19 protein-coding genes and 1 pseudogene are annotated in these 18,317 nt (G+C 63.4%); 10 read left to right on the top strand and 10 right to left on the bottom strand.

The features are described 5' to 3' along the window. Positions 1 to 70 precede the first annotated feature (70 nt). Positions 71 to 877, bottom strand: a complete 807-nt coding sequence (locus tag EJ079_RS28320) for a MipA/OmpV family protein (protein ID WP_127810769.1) — start codon at positions 875 to 877, stop codon at positions 71 to 73. Positions 878 to 1,071: 194 nt separating this feature from the next. On the opposite strand from EJ079_RS28320, the gene EJ079_RS28325 reads away from it, so the two are divergent. After that, positions 1,072 to 1,626, top strand: a complete 555-nt coding sequence (locus EJ079_RS28325; RefSeq protein ID WP_127331536.1) for an HdeD family acid-resistance protein — start codon at positions 1,072 to 1,074, stop codon at positions 1,624 to 1,626. 15 nt (positions 1,627 to 1,641) lie between these two features. Here the strand turns inward: EJ079_RS28325 and EJ079_RS28330 are convergent, their stop codons facing one another. Both EJ079_RS28330 and EJ079_RS28335 read right to left on the bottom strand, forming a co-directional pair. Further along, a complete protein-coding gene (locus tag EJ079_RS28330; protein WP_127810770.1) occupies positions 1,642 to 2,622 on the bottom strand; it encodes a bifunctional riboflavin kinase/FAD synthetase in 981 nt (326 codons plus the stop codon). A 6-nt stretch (positions 2,623 to 2,628) separates the two neighbouring features. Beyond that, the gene (locus tag EJ079_RS28335) at positions 2,629 to 3,489 is read right to left on the bottom strand and encodes a TIGR01459 family HAD-type hydrolase (RefSeq protein ID WP_164873864.1); all 861 of its coding nucleotides are present in this window, start codon (positions 3,487 to 3,489) and stop codon (positions 2,629 to 2,631) included. A gap of 387 nt (positions 3,490 to 3,876) precedes the next feature. Between EJ079_RS28335 and EJ079_RS28340 the strand changes: the two genes are divergently transcribed. Then, positions 3,877 to 5,040, top strand: a complete 1,164-nt coding sequence (locus EJ079_RS28340; protein ID WP_164874005.1) for a pilus assembly protein — start codon at positions 3,877 to 3,879, stop codon at positions 5,038 to 5,040. Positions 5,041 to 5,321: 281 nt separating this feature from the next. Here the strand turns inward: EJ079_RS28340 and EJ079_RS34290 are convergent, their stop codons facing one another. From EJ079_RS34290 to EJ079_RS28355, 4 genes and pseudogenes are all read right to left on the bottom strand, one after another. Further along, positions 5,322 to 5,498 carry a hypothetical protein gene (locus tag EJ079_RS34290; RefSeq protein WP_348629723.1) on the bottom strand — a complete coding sequence of 59 codons (177 nt, stop codon included), beginning with the start codon at positions 5,496 to 5,498 and terminating at the stop codon, positions 5,322 to 5,324. 65 nt (positions 5,499 to 5,563) lie between these two features. Then, the gene (locus EJ079_RS34295) at positions 5,564 to 6,037 is read right to left on the bottom strand and encodes a dienelactone hydrolase family protein (RefSeq protein WP_348629724.1); all 474 of its coding nucleotides are present in this window, start codon (positions 6,035 to 6,037) and stop codon (positions 5,564 to 5,566) included. A gap of 14 nt (positions 6,038 to 6,051) precedes the next feature. Continuing rightward, a pseudogene (locus tag EJ079_RS28350) lies at positions 6,052 to 6,877 on the bottom strand (DUF2189 domain-containing protein). A gap of 204 nt (positions 6,878 to 7,081) precedes the next feature. After that, a complete protein-coding gene (locus EJ079_RS28355; RefSeq protein WP_127395620.1) occupies positions 7,082 to 7,786 on the bottom strand; it encodes a glutathione S-transferase family protein in 705 nt (234 codons plus the stop codon). A 106-nt stretch (positions 7,787 to 7,892) separates the two neighbouring features. Here EJ079_RS28355 and EJ079_RS28360 point away from each other — a divergent pair, with 106 nt between their 5' ends. Beyond that, entirely contained in the window at positions 7,893 to 8,249 is a 357-nt protein-coding gene (locus tag EJ079_RS28360; protein ID WP_127395619.1) for a helix-turn-helix domain-containing protein, read from the top strand. Between the two features lie 59 nt (positions 8,250 to 8,308). Continuing rightward, positions 8,309 to 8,818: a CAP domain-containing protein gene (locus tag EJ079_RS28365; RefSeq protein WP_127322629.1), complete on the top strand. Its 510-nt coding sequence runs from the start codon at positions 8,309 to 8,311 to the stop codon at positions 8,816 to 8,818. A gap of 2 nt (positions 8,819 to 8,820) precedes the next feature. Here EJ079_RS28365 and EJ079_RS28370 read toward each other — a convergent pair whose 3' ends face one another. From EJ079_RS28370 to EJ079_RS28380, 3 genes are all read right to left on the bottom strand, one after another. Continuing rightward, positions 8,821 to 10,353: a DHA2 family efflux MFS transporter permease subunit gene (locus EJ079_RS28370; protein ID WP_127331522.1), complete on the bottom strand. Its 1,533-nt coding sequence runs from the start codon at positions 10,351 to 10,353 to the stop codon at positions 8,821 to 8,823. Positions 10,354 to 10,659: 306 nt separating this feature from the next. Then, on the bottom strand, positions 10,660 to 11,841 hold the full coding sequence (locus EJ079_RS28375) for an HlyD family secretion protein (RefSeq protein WP_127271614.1): 1,182 nt from the start codon (positions 11,839 to 11,841) through the stop codon (positions 10,660 to 10,662). After that, positions 11,838 to 12,317, bottom strand: a complete 480-nt coding sequence (locus EJ079_RS28380; protein WP_027038640.1) for a MarR family transcriptional regulator — start codon at positions 12,315 to 12,317, stop codon at positions 11,838 to 11,840. The genes EJ079_RS28375 and EJ079_RS28380 overlap by 4 nt, the downstream gene beginning before the upstream one ends. 194 nt (positions 12,318 to 12,511) lie before the next feature. Between EJ079_RS28380 and EJ079_RS28385 the strand changes: the two genes are divergently transcribed. Genes EJ079_RS28385 through EJ079_RS28410 form a run of 6 tightly spaced genes read left to right on the top strand, consistent with a single transcriptional unit; the run spans position 12,512 to position 18,309 of the window. Continuing rightward, a complete protein-coding gene (locus EJ079_RS28385) occupies positions 12,512 to 13,120 on the top strand; it encodes a CDP-alcohol phosphatidyltransferase family protein (RefSeq protein ID WP_127810772.1) in 609 nt (202 codons plus the stop codon). A gap of 36 nt (positions 13,121 to 13,156) precedes the next feature. Next, complete coding sequence (locus tag EJ079_RS28390) at positions 13,157 to 14,944, top strand: bifunctional alpha/beta hydrolase/class I SAM-dependent methyltransferase (RefSeq protein ID WP_174800328.1); 1,788 nt, start codon at positions 13,157 to 13,159, stop codon at positions 14,942 to 14,944. Between the two features lie 5 nt (positions 14,945 to 14,949). Then, entirely contained in the window at positions 14,950 to 16,275 is a 1,326-nt protein-coding gene (locus tag EJ079_RS28395) for a phosphatase PAP2/dual specificity phosphatase family protein (RefSeq protein WP_127810774.1), read from the top strand. Beyond that, the gene (locus EJ079_RS28400; RefSeq protein ID WP_127810775.1) at positions 16,272 to 16,715 is read left to right on the top strand and encodes a hypothetical protein; all 444 of its coding nucleotides are present in this window, start codon (positions 16,272 to 16,274) and stop codon (positions 16,713 to 16,715) included. The genes EJ079_RS28395 and EJ079_RS28400 overlap by 4 nt, the downstream gene beginning before the upstream one ends. Continuing rightward, positions 16,712 to 17,374: a lysophospholipid acyltransferase family protein gene (locus EJ079_RS28405; RefSeq protein ID WP_127810776.1), complete on the top strand. Its 663-nt coding sequence runs from the start codon at positions 16,712 to 16,714 to the stop codon at positions 17,372 to 17,374. Before EJ079_RS28400 ends, EJ079_RS28405 begins: the two co-directional genes overlap by 4 nt. Continuing rightward, positions 17,374 to 18,309: a phosphatidate cytidylyltransferase gene (locus EJ079_RS28410; RefSeq protein ID WP_127289053.1), complete on the top strand. Its 936-nt coding sequence runs from the start codon at positions 17,374 to 17,376 to the stop codon at positions 18,307 to 18,309. The genes EJ079_RS28405 and EJ079_RS28410 overlap by 1 nt, the downstream gene beginning before the upstream one ends. Positions 18,310 to 18,317 lie beyond the last annotated feature (8 nt).

The following is an 18,317-nucleotide window of genomic DNA, read 5'->3' on the forward strand; positions in this document are numbered from 1 at the left end:
GCGAAAAGCTGGTCATGGCTGGGCTTTTAGCCGAAGCCACGGCAGGAATAAAGCGTCTCGTTCGATTCACTTACATCGTGAAATCGAAGCGATAGGTGGTCGACACGCCGACCGTGAACTGGTTGCGGTCGCCACGCTCCTTGACCAGGCTGGAATCGGCCGCCGGTCCCATCAGGCGCGAATATTCGCCAAACAGGCTGGCGGTCATCGGCTCGGTCACCTTCCAGGTGATGGCGCCGCCGAGGCCTGTCGATTTAAGCCCGCCACCGGGATGATATTCGCTCAAGCCCGAGGCCACCGCTTCCTGCGCATTGACGCCATAATAGGCGTCGAAATAGTTACCCGACGCGAAGGAAACACGCGGTCCGCCCGAAATCCGCACGGTTGGCGTCACATCGTAGAAGGCGTCGGCAGCGATGTCGGCGACAAAGCCGTTGTGAGCGCGAATGCCGTGGCGCAGTTCGGCGCGGGCGCGCAGCCAATCCGTCGGATAGAATTCGAAGAAGCCGCCGACTTCGCCGCCCCAGCGCACCGGATCGAGGCCCTTCAGCTCGTCGGCATTGTCGTCGTCACGGGAAAACAGGAATTTGCCGGTCAGGCCGGCGCGGAAACCGCCATCATCGACCAGCGCCAGCGAGATGTTGTCGTTGCGCGAGACAAAGCGGGCAGCAGGTCCGGCCTTGCCCAGCGAAATGATCGGCGAGGCGCTGAGCAGGTACTTTTTGCCGCCCTCGAAATTCGGCGCCACCATGCCGGTGGCACCTACGGTCAGATACCAGTCGCCGGACAGCCAGCTGCCCTCGCCCGCATTGGCAGCGCCCGTCCCACCCAGCACCGCAGCGGCCAACACAAGAGAGATTCTTCCGACCGAACTCATGGCCACTCCACTAACACAACGCATATGATTGCCGATGACAGCTTTGACGGCCGTTTGGTAAAATTTGATTTAAACCCGAGACATATGCTCGCCCTTTGCCGCGATCCCGCTGCCGGTCATCGGCTGGACGTTGGCTCGCGCCCGGATTACCTTCCATCCGCAGTATTCCGCAGCCCTCGATGGAGACCGCGACAATGACCCTGCATGGCGATGCCTTGAAGATTGGGATCGAACAGACACGGACAAAATGGGGATGGTTTGTCGCACTCGGTGTGCTGCTGCTCATCTTCGGCGGCATTGCCTTCGCCAATCTGTTCGTCGCCACGGTGGCTTCCGTCTACGTCGTGGGATGGCTGATGCTGATGGCGGGTATCATCGAGATCGTGCACGCGTTCGGCGTCAAGTCCTGGAATCGCTTCTTCTACTGGCTGCTCAGCGGACTGCTGTACGCCGTCGCCGGCTTCTTCGCTTTCGGCAATCCGTTGCTTGCCTCGGCGGTGCTGACGTTCCTGCTGGCGATCGCGCTGGTCGCGTCAGGGGTGCTCAGGGCCTGGGTCGGCTACAGCCACCGGCCGGAACGCGGCTGGGGCTGGCTCGTCGCCGCCGGTGTCATCAGCGCGCTTGCAGGTCTGATCATCGCCATGGGCTGGCCGGTCAACAGCCTGTGGGTGCTCGGTCTGTTCCTTGCGATCGATCTGATCTTCCAGGGCTGGACCTTCATCGCCGTCGGCCTGGCGCTGAAAAAGTAGGGATCATGCCTGGACTCAAAAAGCCATGGCCGCGTCGAGATCGGAGAGCGGCTTGACGCCGGCAAGCAGCGCGCGTGCCTCGGCTTCATCGCGCTTCATCTGCGCGACCAGCGCGTCGAGCCCATCGAACTTCACCTCCGGGCGCAGGAAACCGAAGAAGGAAACCTGACAGACCTCGCCATAGAGGTCTTCGGAGAAGTCGAAGACGAAGGTTTCCAGCAGCGGCGCGCCATTGTCGTCGACGGTCGGGCGACGGCCGAAGCTGGCGACGCCGTCGTGAAGCGTGCCGTCGGAGCGGCGGAAGCGGACGGCATAGATGCCCTCCTTGAGTGCGGCTTCAGCCGACAGCCTCATATTCGCGGTTGGAAAGCCAAGGGTGCGGCCAAGCTGCTGTCCGCCCACCACCTCACTTTCGACGGTGAAGCGGTAGCCGAGCAGACCGGCGGCTTCAGCCACTTCGCCCTCGCCCAGCAATCCGCGGATGCGGCTGGACGACACCACCTCGGCGCCCTCGTCCCGGAAGGCGTCGACGAGCGTGACGCCGAAGCCGTGACGCTCACCCGCCGCCATCAGGTAGGCCGGGCCGCCTTGACGATCCTTGCCGAAGTGGAAATCGAACCCGGTCACGGCGTGGGTAATGCCAAGGTTCGTTTCAAGCACGTCCGTCACGAACGCTTCCGCCGACAGCGAGGCGAAGTCGTGCGTGAACGGCTGCTCGACCAGCGCGGCAAAGCCCAGCAGCGACAGGAGCCGCGCCTTCATCGGCGGCGGCGTCAGCACGAACAACGGGATATCAGGCCTGAAGATCTTGCGCGGATGCGGTTCGAACGTCAGCACCAGGGCCGGTACGCCGCGCCGTCCGGCCTCGGCAGAGGCGCGCTCGAGCACCGCCTGATGGCCGCGATGGACGCCATCGAAATTGCCGATCGCCACCACGCCGCCGCGCAGGTCGGCGGGAAGCGGCGCGGTTGCCAGGACGCGTTGGAAGGCTGCCATCGTCACCTACCGAAGTCTGGGAATGACGGCCACCGGACCATAGCCATGCTTTTCCAGGAACGCCGCCAGTCTTGCCGGATCCGGTTGCAGGGCATCGCCATAGTCGCGGGCATGGATGCCGCCGGAGACATAAAGAACATCGAAGCCATTGTCGGCGGCGCCCTTCACATCGGTCATCATGCCGTCGCCGATGGCCAGCACCTGGCCGCGCTCGACCGGCTGGCCAAGAATCTCGGCGACCTCCTTCATCGCGAGATTGTAGATCGGCGCGTATGGTTTTCCAGCGATCAATGTGCGGCCGCCAAGCTGGGCATAGTCACGCGCCAGCGCGCCGGCACACCAGATGATGCGTTCGCCACGCTCGACCACGATGTCGGGATTTGCGCAGATGAAAGGCAGGTTCCTGGCGCGCAGCCGCCGCAGGAGCTCCGTGTAATCCTCGAGTTTTTCGACCTCGTCGTCGAACAGGCCGGTGCAGACGACGCCGGACGCCTCGAACTCCTCGACAAGCTCGACGTCGAGACCTTCATAGAGGGTGAAGTCCCGGTCGGCGCCGATATGGAAAATCTTGCGCGGCCCTTCGGCGATCAGATCCCGCGTCACGTCGCCTGAGGTAACCACCCGGTCGTAGGCTGACGGTGGAACACCGATCGCGTTCATCTGCGCCACGACATCGGCACTTCTGCGCGGCGAATTGGTGATCAGGACGACGGGGATTTTCGCCTCTCGAGCCCTTGCCAGTGCGGAAGCCGCCACCGGGAAATGCGTTTCACCATTGTGGACCACGCCCCAGACATCGCACAGGATTGCCGAATAGGCTTTCGACACGTCTTCGAGCGAGCCGATCATTTCAGGCGAATCCGCCATGCCGTTTCCTTCAGTCATGATCGTTGCGATCGCTGCCACCGACGGTTCGCCGCAGCCGGTTCGGATTAGCCGAACCGCCCCGGCCTGTCACCAGTTTTCGCCAGGCGCGCGAGCGGCAGTGGATGTCTCGCGCGAAAGGCTGCGATGGGTAAGTCCAAGGTTTCCTCGCTTCAGTAGCTGCAATGGCGGCGCACTATCGTGCCGTGGGGCCGGCATGGTTAACTAGCCTCCAAAAAACTGGCCGGTCTTTGACGCATCCAGCAACGTGAAAATTAGCGTTTTATGAGCATCGTCATGCCGACCACTGGTTTCTGGGCTGGGATGCTAAAAGCGATGATCCTCGGATTCGCGCGCGACAGGCGCGGCAACTTTGCCTTGGCAACCGCCATGGCGATGCTGCCGATGATGCTTGGCGTTGCCGGAGTCATGGATCTGGTGGGCACCAGCGAGGATGCCGCGCAATTGCAGAACTCACTGGACGCGGCGGGGCTCGCCGTCGGCACAAAGTATTCGCCCGGCATGACGGCAGGTGATGTCCAGGCGCTCGGGCTGACATTTTTCGCGGCCAATATGAGCATTGCCGACCAGCAAGAATATTCGGGCAGCGTCTCCGCCTTTTCGGCAGCCGCGAGCGGCGACCCGAGCGCCTACTACATCTCGGTTTCGTCCAAAATCAGCCGAGCAAGCTTCATCAGCGGCGCGCCCGCTTGGCAGGCTCATCGCTCGGCCTCGGTCAAACTTGAGCCTGGCGCGCAAGCCTGCGTGCTGGCGCTCGATCCGCAGGCATCCGCCGCCGTGAGCCTGCAGGGCTCGACCAGCGTCTCGATGAGCAACTGCGTGATCGCGGCAAACTCGGATGCGCCCGACGCCGTGAACAGGGGCGGTTCCGCACTGGTTTCAGCGGGCTGCGTCTCGACTGTCGGCGGCACTTCCGGGCTTTCGTCACCCAACGCCACACTCACCTGTGGAATGCCGCTCGAACATCAATATGCGTCTTTTGATCCTCTGGCCGACGTCGTCCCTCCCCCCTTCACATTGTGTCTGCCGGTCCCGAACGGCAAAACCTACACGCTGTCGCCCGGCACGTATTGCGACAAGACATTGTCGGGGGACATCACACTTGATCCGGGCGTCTACATCCTGCGCGGCACCACCATCAAGCCCGGCGGCAACGGTAGCCTGACAGGCCACGGCGTGACTATATTCCTCATGGAAGGCGCACAGCTCTACATAAATGCCAATGAGAAAGTGGACCTTTCCCCGTCCACCAGCGGCCCCTATGCCGGCATCACCATTTTCGAGGATCACGGGAACACGTCCGCCTTGACGCTCAATGGCGGGGCAAATTCCACGATCAGCGGTTTCGTCTATGCGCCTGACGCGCCCATTTCCTACGCTGGCAACTCAGATATGAGCAGTCAGGGCGATTGTCTGAGGCTTGTCGGCAAGACCGTGCTGATGACGGGAAACTCGTCCGTCAGGACGGATTGCACGGCCATGCTTGGAAATCGCGAGATGTATGCCAGTCGCCGCATCACTCTCGCGAAATGAAGAGGCCACGTTTCGTGCGTCAGCGGTAGTGAAAGCGCCGGTCGCCCACCGTCTCGATCGGCACATCGGTTGCGAAAATCGGTCATCCGGCGCCGGATGATGGCACGGTGCGGAAGGCACTCGCGCTGAAGATGGCGACAGACGCGCAGCGCTGAGAGTGCAAAACGGCAGTCGCCACTATCAGCCGCCGAAGACGTCTTTCAGGAATGCATGAGAGGCAAGGATGGATTGCTCGGCCGCATTGTACTGCATCCGGTGACCATAGGTCTCGATGCCAGTCTTCAATCCTGCGGAGTCAAATCCGTGACGAGCACCCGGGTAGACGTCAGCTGTACGGAGCTTCCCTTGCCGCTGCGCTGCGTAGCGCCGATCAGTATCAAGGTCGGGGCCGCCATGTCGCCATTCGTTGCCGAACAATCCGGATAGTAGGCGATCGCAGCCTTGAATTTGCGCTCCATAAGCCGCTCGTCTCCACCAGATTGCAAGGCCTCGAGCGTTGCGTTCCCGCCAGCGGAGAACCCCATCAACGCAATGCACCGCGGGTCGCAAAACTGTATTTCGATAGGAATTCCAGAGCGCCGTAGGCGTCATATATGCGATCAACAGAGTGGAGGCCATCACAGGTCTCCTTTATGCCGCGGTTGCTGAAGCTGTCGACGACGAGGACGACGTAACCCCAGGAGGACAGTCGCTCGGACCAGGTTTTCTTTACACTTCCGGGCAGACCTGAACATCCGTGCAGAACCACGACAGCCGGCAACGGCCCCTCACCCGGCGGACGCGTTAAATACCCCTGCAGCGGCGTGCCGGGAACGGCCTTCGGGACCTTGCCGCCTGCTTGCGCAATGCGCTTCTGAAATGACGTTGGCTCCGAAGCCGCGCTTTCAAACTGCACCGGCTGGTCAGCGCGCGCTGGCGCGGCAGGCAGATAGCTACCGATACAAAGGCAGGCCAGACAGACGATCTTGTTGGGCAGGCTCGGCAGGGTGAAGGCCATGGGTGCCTGCTTCGTTACATCGGCCGCCTTATCTGCTGTACCCGCTCGGGCTCGACCACCTTGCGGTAGAGATGCCAGGTGGCATGGCCGAGCACCGGCATGACGACGGCGAGCCCGGCAAACAGCGGGATCGAACCGATCACCAGAAGCACGGCGACCAGCAAGCCCCACAGCGCCATTTGCAGCGGGTTGGCCATCACCGCCCGGGCCGAGGTCTCGATCGCTGAAACGGCGCCGACGTCACGGTCGAGCAGCAGCGGGAAGGCAACCACGGTGGTGGCCAGCACAACTACGGCGAAGACAAAGCCCGCGGCATTGCCGGCAAGGATCAGCGTCCACCCCTTGCTGGTGGTCAGCACGTCGCGGATGAAGCCACCAATCGAGGCCGGCGGCTGGTCGCCAAACAGCCCAGTGTAGATCGATTGCGCGGTGTAGAGCCACAGCAGGAACAGCGCCACCAGCATGACGCCGATGACAGCGATCGACGGAACCGCGGACGAGCGCCGCACGTCAAACGCGTGCCGCCAGGAGGTGTTCATGCCGAGCTCGCGCCGGCGGCTGATCTCGTAAAGGCCGAGGGCCGCAAATGGCCCAAAGCAGCGCGAAACCCGACATCAGGGGATAGATGAGCTGGATGGCATTGGCGCCGGACGTCCACTGCGTCAGGATCAAGCCGACAATGGGATAGATCAGGCACAGGAACACGTAGTGCGATGGTTTTGCCCAGAAATCCTCGAAGCCGAGACGCAGCGCGTCCCAAAGGTCCGACGTGGTGATGCGGCGCACCGTTGGCTGCACATGCATTCCACGTGCGTCCGCCATGACATGAAAGCCGGCCATAACCTTCCTCCCGTGTGTCGGGGCGGTGTGTCGGGGCGGTCACCGCCTGGATGGCCGCCCGGAGCTGCCATTTCTCGTACAGCGTTATCCTAGCCGATTTAGAAGCAGTTGTCGCCAAGTCCGCCGGTAACGGCTGGTTGAACCGGGCGGCAGCAGACTTGGCGCCGCGCGCCGCCATGCACTTGGCGCCGCGCGGCTGGCAACTTATGAAGCGAAGCGATCGATCACCTCAGTCAGGGGGACGTGGCCAAGGCAGGCGCCAGAACCGGCGGGCTGTTCGCCATCCTCGACAGCCAGCGCATAACGCACGGCCGGATCGGATTCGATGCGAAGGCGCAATCCGGCCAGCTTGGGATAGGCAGCGCCGTCGATCGCCTGGTGAAACTCCGCCCAGCGCGCCACGCCGATCAGCGTGGTATCGGCCAGCGTCAGCCGGTCGCCGACCAGGAAATCCGTGTCGGCGATCATCGCCTCGAGCCGATCATGACGTTCCGCAACGGCCTTGCGGCCGAACTCCCGCAAGGTCGCCTTCAGCGCCGGTTCATCCGCCGCCATTTCCAATGCCACCCAGAGCGGACTGAAGGCGGCGGTGAAACCGGTGTTCACGAAGGCCATCAGCTGGTGCATGCGGTCGGCTTGCGGCGTGCGCGGTTCGAAGCTGATGCGGCGCTGTGTGTCGCGGGCTTCGAGCCACGAGGCGATGGCCATTGTCTCGGTGAGCACCCGGCCTTCGTCGGTGATCAGCACCGGCGTTTCCTGACGGTCGTTGATGCTGGCATAGGCATCGTTTTTCATCTCGGTGAGCATGTCGACGCGGCACAGGCGATAGGGTTGCCCGACGCGTTCAAAGGCAGCGACAAGCCCCATCGAGCTTCCCGCCGGGAAGCCGTAAAGGAGGATAGGTTCCATTTGTTTTCTTCCGTGATTGAGAGGATCACGCCGCGCAGCGAAACTTGACCCTAAACGCTTGTCGTCCCATGTAAATTACGCACAATTCTGTAACCAGGATCCGCCCATGAAAGACGTCGTCTCACGCTGCCCGATCGAAGAGACCATGCGCGTGCTCAGCGGTCGCTGGCCCACACTGCTGCTCTATTATCTGAAGGACGGGACCAAGCGGTTCAGTGAACTGAGACGTGACAACCCGACCGTGTCGCATCGCATCCTGACCCTGGAACTGCGCAAGCTGGAAGAAGCCGGCATCGTGCGGCGCACGGTGCGTCCGGGTTATCCGTTGCGGGTCGACTATGACCTCACAGCGCCTGGCCGCCGGCTTGTACCGCTCATCGACGCGCTCGGGTCGTGGTGGGTGCATACGGAAGACGACCGGATGGGCGGTTCCTCGGACGCAGATCTCGATACTGCCGCCTAACATCTTCGATTTTCGCGGCCCTGCCCGGCAAAAGCCATGATCGACGTTATCTCAGGGGCATGACCATAGCGAAAATCGAAACCCACCCGATCCCGAATCTGCACAGACGCATGGTGCTGACCGGCCTCGCAGCCTTGGCGGGCCTCGCCGCCTGCAGCACCGTTTCACTGCCGTCAGGCGAAGGCGCCGGGGTCTCCTCCTCCGCCACCAGCACGCTGGCCAGCATCCGCGCCTCGGCGGGGCTCGCGCCGCTGGTCGCCGACCGGCAACTCGAACAGGCTGCCCTGCAGCAGGCCGGCTACATGGCGCAGCGCCGCCGCATGAGCCACACCACCGGCTGGGGCAAGGATTTCGCCTCGCGCGTCAAGGACAATCGAATCTCCGGCGCCGCGGCGGAGAACATCGCCGAGGGTCGTTTCGACCTCGAGAAGCTGTTCGACATCTGGGTGCATTCACCTGGCCATCGCCGCAACATGCTCGACCCGCGCTTCACCCGCTTCGGCCTTGCCTATGTGCGCGACGGCGGCGACAGCAAGCTCCGTTACTGGAGCCTCGTGCTCGGAAAATAGAGCTAGTCCATATGCGCTGCCGGCGCGCCGCCGGCAGGCGCCTGCTTGGGCTTGCGCAGCAGGAAAACAAACGGGATGGCAAGCAGCGTCATCACCATGAGTATTTTGAAGTCGTTGACGTAGGAAATCATCATCGCCTGCAGATTGACCATGCGATCGACCTGCGAAAGCGCCGTCGGATCGCCGCTCGCGGCGGCAGGAGAGACCGCCCAAAGATTGGGGTTGAATGGGTTGATGAAGGCCGAAAGCTCGGTGTGATTGATCTGCGTGTTGCGCACCATCAGAACCGTCACGACCGACACGCCTATGGACGAGCCAAGATTGCGCACCAGGCTGAACAGGGCCGTGGCATCGGTGCGGAAGCGAACGTCAAGCGTGGCGAAGGCAACGGTCGACAGCGGCACGAACACCATTCCCATCCCCAGGCCCTGGATGACGCCGGAGCTGATGATCAGCCAATTGTCCATCTGCGGCGTGAAGCTGGACATGGTGTAGAGCGACTGTGCGGTCAGGAGGAAGCCGATGACCACGAGGATCCTGGCGTCGATCTTGCTCATGAGCCGGCCGACGACCAGCATTGAAATCATGGTGCCGACACCGCGTGGCCCTATGACGACGCCGATGGTGACGGTCGGATAGCCGAAGATGGTCGACAGCATTGGCGGCAACAGCGACATGCTCGCCAGGATGAGCACACCCATGATGAAGATGAACGCCAGCCCGGTCACGAAATTGCGGTCGAGGAAGATCTTGGGATCGATGAAGGGGTGTTCGGCGGTCATGGTGTGAATGATGAACACCCAGAAGCCGGTGAGCGAAAGACCAAGTTCGATCCAGATCTCGACCGAGGAAAACCAGTCGACCTCGCCGCCGCGATCGAGCAGCAGCTGAAGCGCGCCGACGCCGAGCGATATCATGGCGAAGCCGAAGAAATCGAAGCCGCGCACCCGCCGGGCAACGGCCGGCAAGTAGGCGGCCATGCCGAGAAAGGCGACGATGCCGACCGGCAGGTTGATGAAGAACACCCAGCGCCAGTTGAAATTTTCGGTCAGCCAGCCACCCAGCGTCGGGCCCAGAATCGGCCCCAGCATGATGCCGGCGCCCCAAATAGCCATCGCCTGGCCATGGCGTTCCCTGGGGTTGATGTCGAGCAGGAAGGTTTGCGACAGAGGCACGATCGCCGCGCCGAACACGCCCTGCATCAGCCGGAAGAACACTATGCTCTCCAGGCTCCAGGCGATGCCGCACAGCATCGAGAATATGGTGAAGCCGACCACTGCCGTCAGGAACAGTTCCTTGCGGCCGAAGCGGTCGGCCAGCCAGCCAGTGACCGGCGTCATGATGGCGGCGGCAACGATGTAGGAGGTCAGCACCCAGTTGATGTTGTCCGGCGAGGCGCCGAGATCGCCCGTCATTGTCGGCAGAGCGACGTTGGCGATCGTCGTGTCGAGCGCCTGCATGACCGTCGCCAGCATCAGCGCGACCGTGATCAGGCCGCGATGCGGCACTTCTTTGAAGGGTTCGGGCGTGCTCATGGCGTGGAACTTCCAGCAGGTAACAAAAACGTGTACAAGGGGTTTCCGGGCGGCAACGCCTTCCGTTGAGAGACCCTCGTCGCGGTGGGACGCGATCGTCGATGTGGGGGTTACATCGACTGAAAGTCTCTGATGAGCGGATGCCTGCCGCCCGGAAACATGAGGACCGATGGGTCCGCGTCGGAGATTTCAGATTTCGGCCAGGCCGCGACGCGGCAGCGCCAAAACGCTGATCCTTCCAGCTCTTCCCATCAGACCAATCCTGCTATTCACCTCCGCTGCTGGTCCTGCGGCATTCTGTTGACGTTACTGCGCGGCCTCGCCAGCCGTGGCGTGACCGAAGATCGAAGGCAGGCCACGCGCCACGCCGGTGTCGACGGTAACGGTGGCGCTCATGCCGGTGCGCAACGCCATCTTGGCGTCCGCATCGATCAGTTCGAGACGAACCGGGATACGCTGTGTGACCTTGACCCAGTTGCCGGTGGCATTTTGGGCCGGCAGCAGCGAGAACTCGGCTCCCGTGCCGGCGCCGATCGCCTTGACCGTCGCCTCGAAGGTGCGCCCTGGATAGGTGTCGACCACGATCTCGGCCTTCTGGCCGGGCTTCATGTGGGTGAGCTGCGTTTCCTTGAAATTGGCATCGATCCAGGTGTCACCGGTCTCGACCAGCGAAAACAGCGGCGTGCCGGAACCGACATACTGACCGACCTTGAACGACGAGGCCTGGCTGACGATGCCGTCCGCCGGCGCCTTGACCGTTGTCTGGGCCAGGTCGTAGGCCGCCTTGTCGCGCGCGGCGAGCGCGGCCATCACGGTCGGGTGCTTGTCGGTCTCGATGTCGGGATTGCCGCCAAGGCCTGCCTTGGCGCTGATGATGCCTTGCTCGGCAACCGCCAGCTGCTGCTTGGCCTTGTCGAGATCGTTCTTGGCTTCGTCGAGCGACGATTTGGCGTTGATGCCCTTCTGGGCGAGGTCGGCGGCGCGGTCGAACTGCGACTGGGCGAAGGCGACCTGGCTGGCATCGGACTTTTGCTGAGCCATCGACTGGCCATAGGCCGCGCGCAACTGCTCGACATTGAGACGCGCGCCCGCAACCGCGGCGTCGGCCTGCGCCAGCGCGATCCGGTACGGCTCGGGGTCGATGGCAAACAGCTCGTCACCCTGCTTGACCAGCTGGTTATCGAAGATGTCGACCTTAACGATGCGGCCGGCCGTGTCGGAAGCGATCGACACCTTGGCCTGCTGCAGATTGGCGTTCTCGGTCTCCTGATAGCGGCCGCCGGTGACCCAGACATAGCCGCCGCCGACAGCCAATGCCGCAGGCAGCGCTACCATCAGCAGGAAGCGGCCCAGCCGGCGCTTTTTCTTCACGGGCACTGGGGCCGGCTGCACCGGGGGAGCAACCGCCGGCGGGGCCGCGGCCGGCTGCGCCGGCGCTTCCATGTCCAGTTCGGTCACTTTCTCGTCTATCTTGGCTACCGCGTTCATGCTGCTGCGCCTTCTGTATTCTTCACTTTTTCAATGGACGGCGTCTCGTCGTCGGTCAGGTTGCGAACCATCGCCTCGAGCCCTTCGATGAGGACGCGACGGGCTTCCGGCTTCACGCCGACCAGCGATTCCTCATAGACTTCTCCGGCAATGCTCTTGATCACGGCGTAGGCATCGCTTGCCTTGGGCGTCAGGAAGATCATGCGGACGCGACGATCGGCGGCGTCGGACCGACGCTCGATCCAGCCTCCCTCTTCCATGCGGTCGACCAGGCGCGAAACGCTGATCGGCTCGATTTCGAGAAGTTCGGCCAGCCGCGCCTGCGCCACACCGTCTTCCTTGGCAACGCGGACCAGAAGCCGCCATTGCGCCGAAGAAAGCCCCAAGCCACTGGCCCTCGCCTCGAAGCGCTTGCGCATCAAGCGCTGCACGTCGTGGATCAAGAAGCCCAATCTGTCGATGCCATCGGAAACCATGAGCGGGATATATAATAAGCGTGCTCACTATTCAAGACGCCGCGTTGCACGAGAAGCCGGCAAATGTGCATGGCAGCTTGCCGGACCAATCATGGTTAGCGATTTGCGAACGCATGATGGCCGCGCCGCCTCTACACTGGTCGCGTCTGGCATATTGATGTACAGCCGCTGAACAGGATCGGGGGATCAACGCAATGCCGACGCTTTACGCTCTCAAGCCGGCCTTCCAGGGTCGACTGCGGCCGCTGGTCAACCGGCTGGCGGCAATCGGGGTCACGGCAAACAGCATAACCATCCTGGCGGCCGCGATGTCGATAGCCGCCGGCGCGGCCATTGCGATCTGGCACGAATGGCGCTGGCTGCTGTTGCTTATCCCCGCGGTGATGTTCGTGCGCATGGCGTTGAATGCCGTGGACGGCATGCTGGCGCGCGAGCATGGCCAAGCCTCGACGCTTGGCATGTATCTGAACGAGTTGTGCGACGTCGTTTCCGACCTCGCGCTGATTCTCCCTTTTGCCGTCTTTCCGGAATTTGGCGCATGGGGCGTCGTCGCCTTCGCGATAGCGGCCGTGCTGACCGAGTTCGCCGGCGTGCTCGGCATCGCTGCCAAGGTCGGGCGTAATTATGCCGGGCCGTTCGGCAAGAGCGACAGGGCGCTGGCGCTCGGCGTCGTCGCCGTGCTGTGCGCCGCCGGGCTGTGGCCGGCATCGATAGCGGCGTTTGTGTTTCCGGCCATGGCAACGCTTTCGCTGCTGACCGCCATAAACCGGATACGCGCCGGCATTATTGGCAGCGCCAGCTGAGCATCGAGGCTCGCCATGCCGCCAGAGGGGAAGACCATGATGCACGAACCGATCGCCGCCGCGGCCACGGAAAGCCTTGCGCGGCAAGCACAGGAGCGGGTTTTCCGCAGCCATGACGGGACGGAGATCTTCTACCGATTCTGGCCGGCGGCCTCCGCCGATGCCAAGGGCGCAGTGGTGCTCTTCCATCGCGGCCACGAGCATGGCGGCCGCATGGCCCATCTCGTCGATGAATTGCAGATGCCGGACCACGCCTTCTATGCCTGGGATGCCCGCGGCAATGGCCGCTCGTCCGGCGAGCGCGGCTATGCGCCCTCCTTCTCGGCCCTGGTGCGCGACATCGACTGCTTCATGCGCGAGATTGCAGCCAGGGATGGCTTTGCCACTCGGGATATCGCGCTGATCGCACAATCCTTTGGCGCCGTGCTGGCCGCCGCCTGGGTGCATGACTATGCGCCGAAGCTGCGCGCCATGGTGCTGGCCTCACCGGCCTTCTCGGTGAAACTCTACGTGCCCTTCGCCAAGGAGGGCATCGCACTCTGGCAGAAGATCAAGGGCCGCTTCTTCGTCAATTCCTATGTCAAGGCGAAATTCCTGACCCATGATCCCGTGCGCATCGCCTCCTTCGAGAGCGATCCATTGATCACGCGGCCGATCGCTTCCAACATCCTGGTCGAACTCTACCAGCATGCCGCACGCATCGTCAGTGACGCCCGCGCCATCACCGTGCCGACCCAGCTTCTGCTTTCGGGCAGCGACTGGGTGGTGCGCCACGGCCCGCAGCACGAGTTCTTCGCCAATCTCGGCAGCCGCACCAAGGAACGCCATGTGTTGCCTGGTTTCTTCCACGACACGCTGGGCGAGCGCGACCGGGCAAAGGCCCTCGAGTTGATCCGGCCATTCCTGGCCAGGCAGTTCACGGCACCGGACGCGCCTGTCGACCTTAAGCAGGCGGACATTGCCGGCCACACCCGCGACGAGGCGGACCGACTTGCCTCGCCGCTCGCTTTGATGTCGCCAAAGGGCCTCTATTGGGCATTCAGCCGTGCCTCCATCCGCATGGGCGCCTGGGTCTCGCAAGGTATGAAGGCCGGCGTGACCACCGGCTTCGATTCCGGCTCGACGCTGGACTACGTCTACGAGAACAATGCGCGCGGGCTTACGCCTCTTGGCCGCGTCGTCGACCGCATTTTCCTGGAGGCCATTGGCTGGCGCGGCATCCGCCAGCGCAAGCTGCATCTCGAAGAACTGATCGGCTCTTGCCTGGCGACGCTCAAGGCCGCTGGCCGGCCAGCGCACATTCTCGACATCGCCGCCGGCCACGGCCGCTATGTTCTCGATGCCATCGTGAAGAGCCCCGATCAGCCGGCGAGCGTTCGCCTGCAGGATTATTCCGACCTCAACGTCGAGCTTGGCCGCAAGCTGATCGCCGAGCGGCAATTGCCGGCTGATGTCTCTTTCCAGCGCGCCGATGCCTTCGATGCCGACATGCTCGCATCGAGCGATCCAGCTCCGGATCTTGCCATCGTTTCCGGCCTTTACGAGTTGTTCTCCGACAATGCGATGATAGCCCGATCGCTCGGTGGATTGGCCAGCGCCATGCAGCCGGGAAGCCTGTTGCTCTACACCAACCAGCCCTGGCATCCGCAGCTCGAGATGATCGCCCGCAGCCTGACTTCGCATCGCGGCGGCGAGGCCTGGGTGATGCGGCGGCGCACGCAGGGTGAGATGGACCAGCTCGTCGAAGCCGCCGGTTTCGAAAAGCTCGACCAGCGCATCGACCAATGGGGCATCTTCACCGTCTCGGTCGCACGGCGCCGCTGAGCAGCATGGCCTCGTCGCTTGCACCCATCGCGCGCACCGAGCCTTATGGACGGGTGGTCGTCAGGGCCGCGCTCTGGCTGGCCTTCCTGGCGCCGTTCTTCTACCTCAGCTACGGCTTCGCCAACTGGCTGGCCTCGCGGCGCGACGAGGTCGGCAGCATCGTGTTCTCGTGGGAACACAGCATTCCGTTCGTCGCCTGGACCATCGTGCCCTATTGGTCGATCAATCTGTTCTATGGCCTGTCGCTGCTGCTCAACAACGACAAGCAAGGCGTCGACCGCCTGGCCGGGCGCTATCTCACCGCGCAGGTCGTCGCCGTTATCTGCTTCATCCTGTTCCCGCTGACCGCGACATTCGTGCGACCTGCAACGACCGGACTGCCCGGCTTCCTGTTTGCCGTGCTTGGTGGTTTCGACAAGCCGTTCAACCAGGCGCCCTCGCTGCACATCGCCCTTTTGGTGATCATCTGGGATCATTGGCGCCACCGGCTCCGCGGGTTGCTCCTGCCGCTCTGGCATGGCTGGAGCTTCCTGATCGGTGCCTCGGTGCTGACGACCTGGCAGCATCACTTCATCGACATTCCGACCGGCGCGCTGCTCGGGTTCTTTGCGCTGTGGCTGTTTCCGCGCAGCGGCGCGTTGCCGTTTTCAGGCTTCCGGCTGACCAGCGATGTGAAAGCGCGGCGGCTGGCGCGGTTCTACGCGCTGGGCGCGGTCCTCGCGCTGGCCGGTGCAGCGCTCGGCGCCTTGTTCTGCGCCGTCGCGCTCTTCCTGCTTTGGCCGGCGCTGGCGCTGGCCATCGTCGCCTTCGCCTATGCAGGAGCAGGCGAAAAAGTGTTCCAGAAATCCGCCGATGGCAGCATCACGCTCGCAAGCCATGTCCTCCTCTTGCCTTACCGTCTCGGCGCCAGGGCAAACATATGGGCCTGGACGCGCAGTCTTACTCCTAAGGTGGCGATTGCTGACGGCGTCTTTCTCGGGCGCTTTCCCACGGCACGCGAGGCCAGCAGCTTCGGCACGGTCATCGACCTCGCCGCCGAACTTAAGAGGCCTGCGGCAGCCGATTGCCGCTGGATCAGCTTTCCGATGGTCGACCTGTTGCCGCCGCCAGTGGCGATACGGCAACAGGCAGCCGGCGCGCTGGAGAGTGCGCGCCGCGACGGCACCGTGCTGGTGTGCTGCGCGCTCGGCTTCCAGCGCAGCGCCGGCGTCGTCGCCGAATGGCTGGTGGCGACCGGCAGGGCCAAGACGCCGGCGCTTGCCCGCGAAATGCTCGCGGCCCTCGGCCGGCCGGTTCATCTTGCCGAGGCCATAGAGCGCGCGGCGTCATGACCGGCAATGCCTACCAGGACCGCACCGACCGCTTCGCCGGCATGCTGATGCGGCAGGCAGCGTGGCCGGCCGCAATCGTGGTGGCGGCAAATATCCTTGCGCCGCTGGCTGCCTCGACGCGCGGCGGCTTCGAGACTTTGCCGGCGGCCGTTGCGCTGTCGATCACAGCCGCGAGCGCTGTCGCCGTTCTGGCGCTGTCGGCATTGCTGGCATTCGACGCCCTGTTGTTCCGGGTCATGGCTGGCCATGATGACGAAGCTTCCGGCGGTGCCGCGGTGGACGACATGCTGGCGCGCATGCGCCTGAAAACGGCCCCGCCCGCGACACGCTCGCTCGATGACCGCATTGCTGGCACGCGTCGCCTACTGTTCAAGCAGCGCGCCGCCCTGGCTCTGTTTGCCGCAGCACTTCTGGCGGCAGGGTTCTGGGCGCCGCGATGAACAGGCTTTCGCTCAAGACCTTCACCTTGCTGCAGACGGCAACCTCCGTCGGCCTGTCGGCGCTGGCCCGGATGGTGACGGGCGTGCGTCCGATCTGGAACGGCAGCCTGCCCTCCGACCGGCAGCGCATCTATTTCGCCAACCACACCAGCCATGGCGACTTCATCCTGCTGTCGGCCTGCCTCAGCGAAGGGGAGCGCGCGATCACCCACGCGGTTGCCGCCGGCGAATATTGGGGAAAGTCGCGGCTGCGCCGCTTCATCGCGCAGGACATGCTGTCGTCGGTGCTCATCAACCGGCAGTGGACGAGACCTGAGGAAAATCCGATCGAGATCATGCTGTCGGTTCTCGACCAGGGCCACTCGCTGATCCTGTTTCCCGAAGGCACCCGCAACATGACCGAAGAGCCGCTGCTGGCCTTCCGCTCCGGGCTCTACAATCTGTCGACGGCGCGGCCTGAGGTCGAGCTGATACCGTGCTGGATCGAGAACATGTCGCGCGTGCTGCCCAAGGGCCAGTTCCTGCCGGTGCCGCTGCTGTGCCGTGTCGTCTTCGGCCCGCCGGTGGCCGTGGCGCCTGGTGAAGAACGCCGCGCCTTCCTCGAACGCGCCCACACCACGCTTCTGGCGCTCAACCCGCGTCCCGAGCGAGACGATTGATGCGCCACGAAATCTCCATCCTGATCATCGGCCTGCTGGCGGTTTTGACCACCGCCAGCATCGTCGCCACCATCCTTTCGGCGCGGGCGCCGAAGCCGCTCAGTTCGACGCTGGTCAATCTGACCCAGCGGATCAACGCCTGGTGGGTGATGGTGGCGCTGATGACGGTCGCCTTCTTCTTCGGCCGTTACGGGATGACCATCCTGTTCGCGCTGATTTCTTTTGCCGCGCTGCGCGAATTCGTGACGCTGACGCATACGCGCCGCAGCGACCATTGGGTGCTGCTCGGCATGTTCGGCATCATCATACCGTTTCAATATTGGCTGGTGTGGACCGCCTGGTATGGGCTCTTCGTCATCTTCATTCCGGTCTATTGCTTCCTGTTGATGCCGGCCATCACGGCGCTGCATGGCGACACCGAACGCTTCCTCGAGCGCATCGCCGCGCAGCAATGGGCGGTGATGATCTCGGTCTATTGCGTCAGCCACGTCCCTGCCCTGCTGACACTCGAGGTGCCGGGCTTCGAAGGCCGCACCCTGCTGCTGATCGCCTTCCTGATCATCGTGGTGCAAGGCAGCGACGTGCTGCAGTACATCTTCGGCAAGCTGTTTGGAAAACACCGTTTTTCGCCGAACGTCTCACCGTCGAAAACCTGGGAAGGGCTGATCGGCGGGCTGGTGTCGGCGAGCCTGCTCGGCGCGCTGTTGTCGTTCGTCACCCCCTTTTCGCCGCTGCAGGCGGCGGCCGTGGCCTTCGTCGCCTGCTCGATGGGATTCCTCGGCGGGCTGGTCGCCTCGGCCATCAAGCGCGATCAGGGCGTCAAGGACTGGGGCCATCTGATCGAAGGCCATGGCGGCATGATGGACCGCACCGACAGCCTGGTCTTCGCCGCCCCGGTGTTCTTCCACATCGTGCGCTATTTCTGGACGGTCTGAGCCGGCGG

This window comes from Mesorhizobium sp. M7A.F.Ce.TU.012.03.2.1 (genome assembly GCF_004006095.1).
Taxonomy (GTDB): domain Bacteria; phylum Pseudomonadota; class Alphaproteobacteria; order Rhizobiales; family Rhizobiaceae; genus Mesorhizobium.

Excerpts from the sequence above, each read along its gene's own strand:
- EJ079_RS28320 (WP_127810769.1), bottom strand. The coding sequence starts at position 877 with ATGAGTTCGGTCGGAAGAATCTCTCTTGTGTTGGCCGCTGCGGTGCTG.
- EJ079_RS28325 (WP_127331536.1), top strand. The coding sequence starts at position 1,072 with ATGACCCTGCATGGCGATGCCTTGAAGATTGGGATCGAACAGACACGG.
- EJ079_RS28330 (WP_127810770.1), bottom strand. The coding sequence starts at position 2,622 with ATGGCAGCCTTCCAACGCGTCCTGGCAACCGCGCCGCTTCCCGCCGAC.
- EJ079_RS28335 (WP_164873864.1), bottom strand. The coding sequence starts at position 3,489 with ATGGCGGATTCGCCTGAAATGATCGGCTCGCTCGAAGACGTGTCGAAA.
- EJ079_RS28340 (WP_164874005.1), top strand. The coding sequence starts at position 3,877 with ATGGCGATGCTGCCGATGATGCTTGGCGTTGCCGGAGTCATGGATCTG.
- EJ079_RS34290 (WP_348629723.1), bottom strand. The coding sequence starts at position 5,498 with ATGGAGCGCAAATTCAAGGCTGCGATCGCCTACTATCCGGATTGTTCG.
- EJ079_RS34295 (WP_348629724.1), bottom strand. The coding sequence starts at position 6,037 with ATGGCCTTCACCCTGCCGAGCCTGCCCAACAAGATCGTCTGTCTGGCC.
- EJ079_RS28355 (WP_127395620.1), bottom strand. The coding sequence starts at position 7,786 with ATGGAACCTATCCTCCTTTACGGCTTCCCGGCGGGAAGCTCGATGGGG.
- EJ079_RS28360 (WP_127395619.1), top strand. The coding sequence starts at position 7,893 with ATGAAAGACGTCGTCTCACGCTGCCCGATCGAAGAGACCATGCGCGTG.
- EJ079_RS28365 (WP_127322629.1), top strand. The coding sequence starts at position 8,309 with ATGACCATAGCGAAAATCGAAACCCACCCGATCCCGAATCTGCACAGA.
- EJ079_RS28370 (WP_127331522.1), bottom strand. The coding sequence starts at position 10,353 with ATGAGCACGCCCGAACCCTTCAAAGAAGTGCCGCATCGCGGCCTGATC.
- EJ079_RS28375 (WP_127271614.1), bottom strand. The coding sequence starts at position 11,841 with ATGAACGCGGTAGCCAAGATAGACGAGAAAGTGACCGAACTGGACATG.
- EJ079_RS28380 (WP_027038640.1), bottom strand. The coding sequence starts at position 12,317 with ATGGTTTCCGATGGCATCGACAGATTGGGCTTCTTGATCCACGACGTG.
- EJ079_RS28385 (WP_127810772.1), top strand. The coding sequence starts at position 12,512 with ATGCCGACGCTTTACGCTCTCAAGCCGGCCTTCCAGGGTCGACTGCGG.
- EJ079_RS28390 (WP_174800328.1), top strand. The coding sequence starts at position 13,157 with ATGATGCACGAACCGATCGCCGCCGCGGCCACGGAAAGCCTTGCGCGG.
- EJ079_RS28395 (WP_127810774.1), top strand. The coding sequence starts at position 14,950 with ATGGCCTCGTCGCTTGCACCCATCGCGCGCACCGAGCCTTATGGACGG.
- EJ079_RS28400 (WP_127810775.1), top strand. The coding sequence starts at position 16,272 with ATGACCGGCAATGCCTACCAGGACCGCACCGACCGCTTCGCCGGCATG.
- EJ079_RS28405 (WP_127810776.1), top strand. The coding sequence starts at position 16,712 with ATGAACAGGCTTTCGCTCAAGACCTTCACCTTGCTGCAGACGGCAACC.
- EJ079_RS28410 (WP_127289053.1), top strand. The coding sequence starts at position 17,374 with ATGCGCCACGAAATCTCCATCCTGATCATCGGCCTGCTGGCGGTTTTG.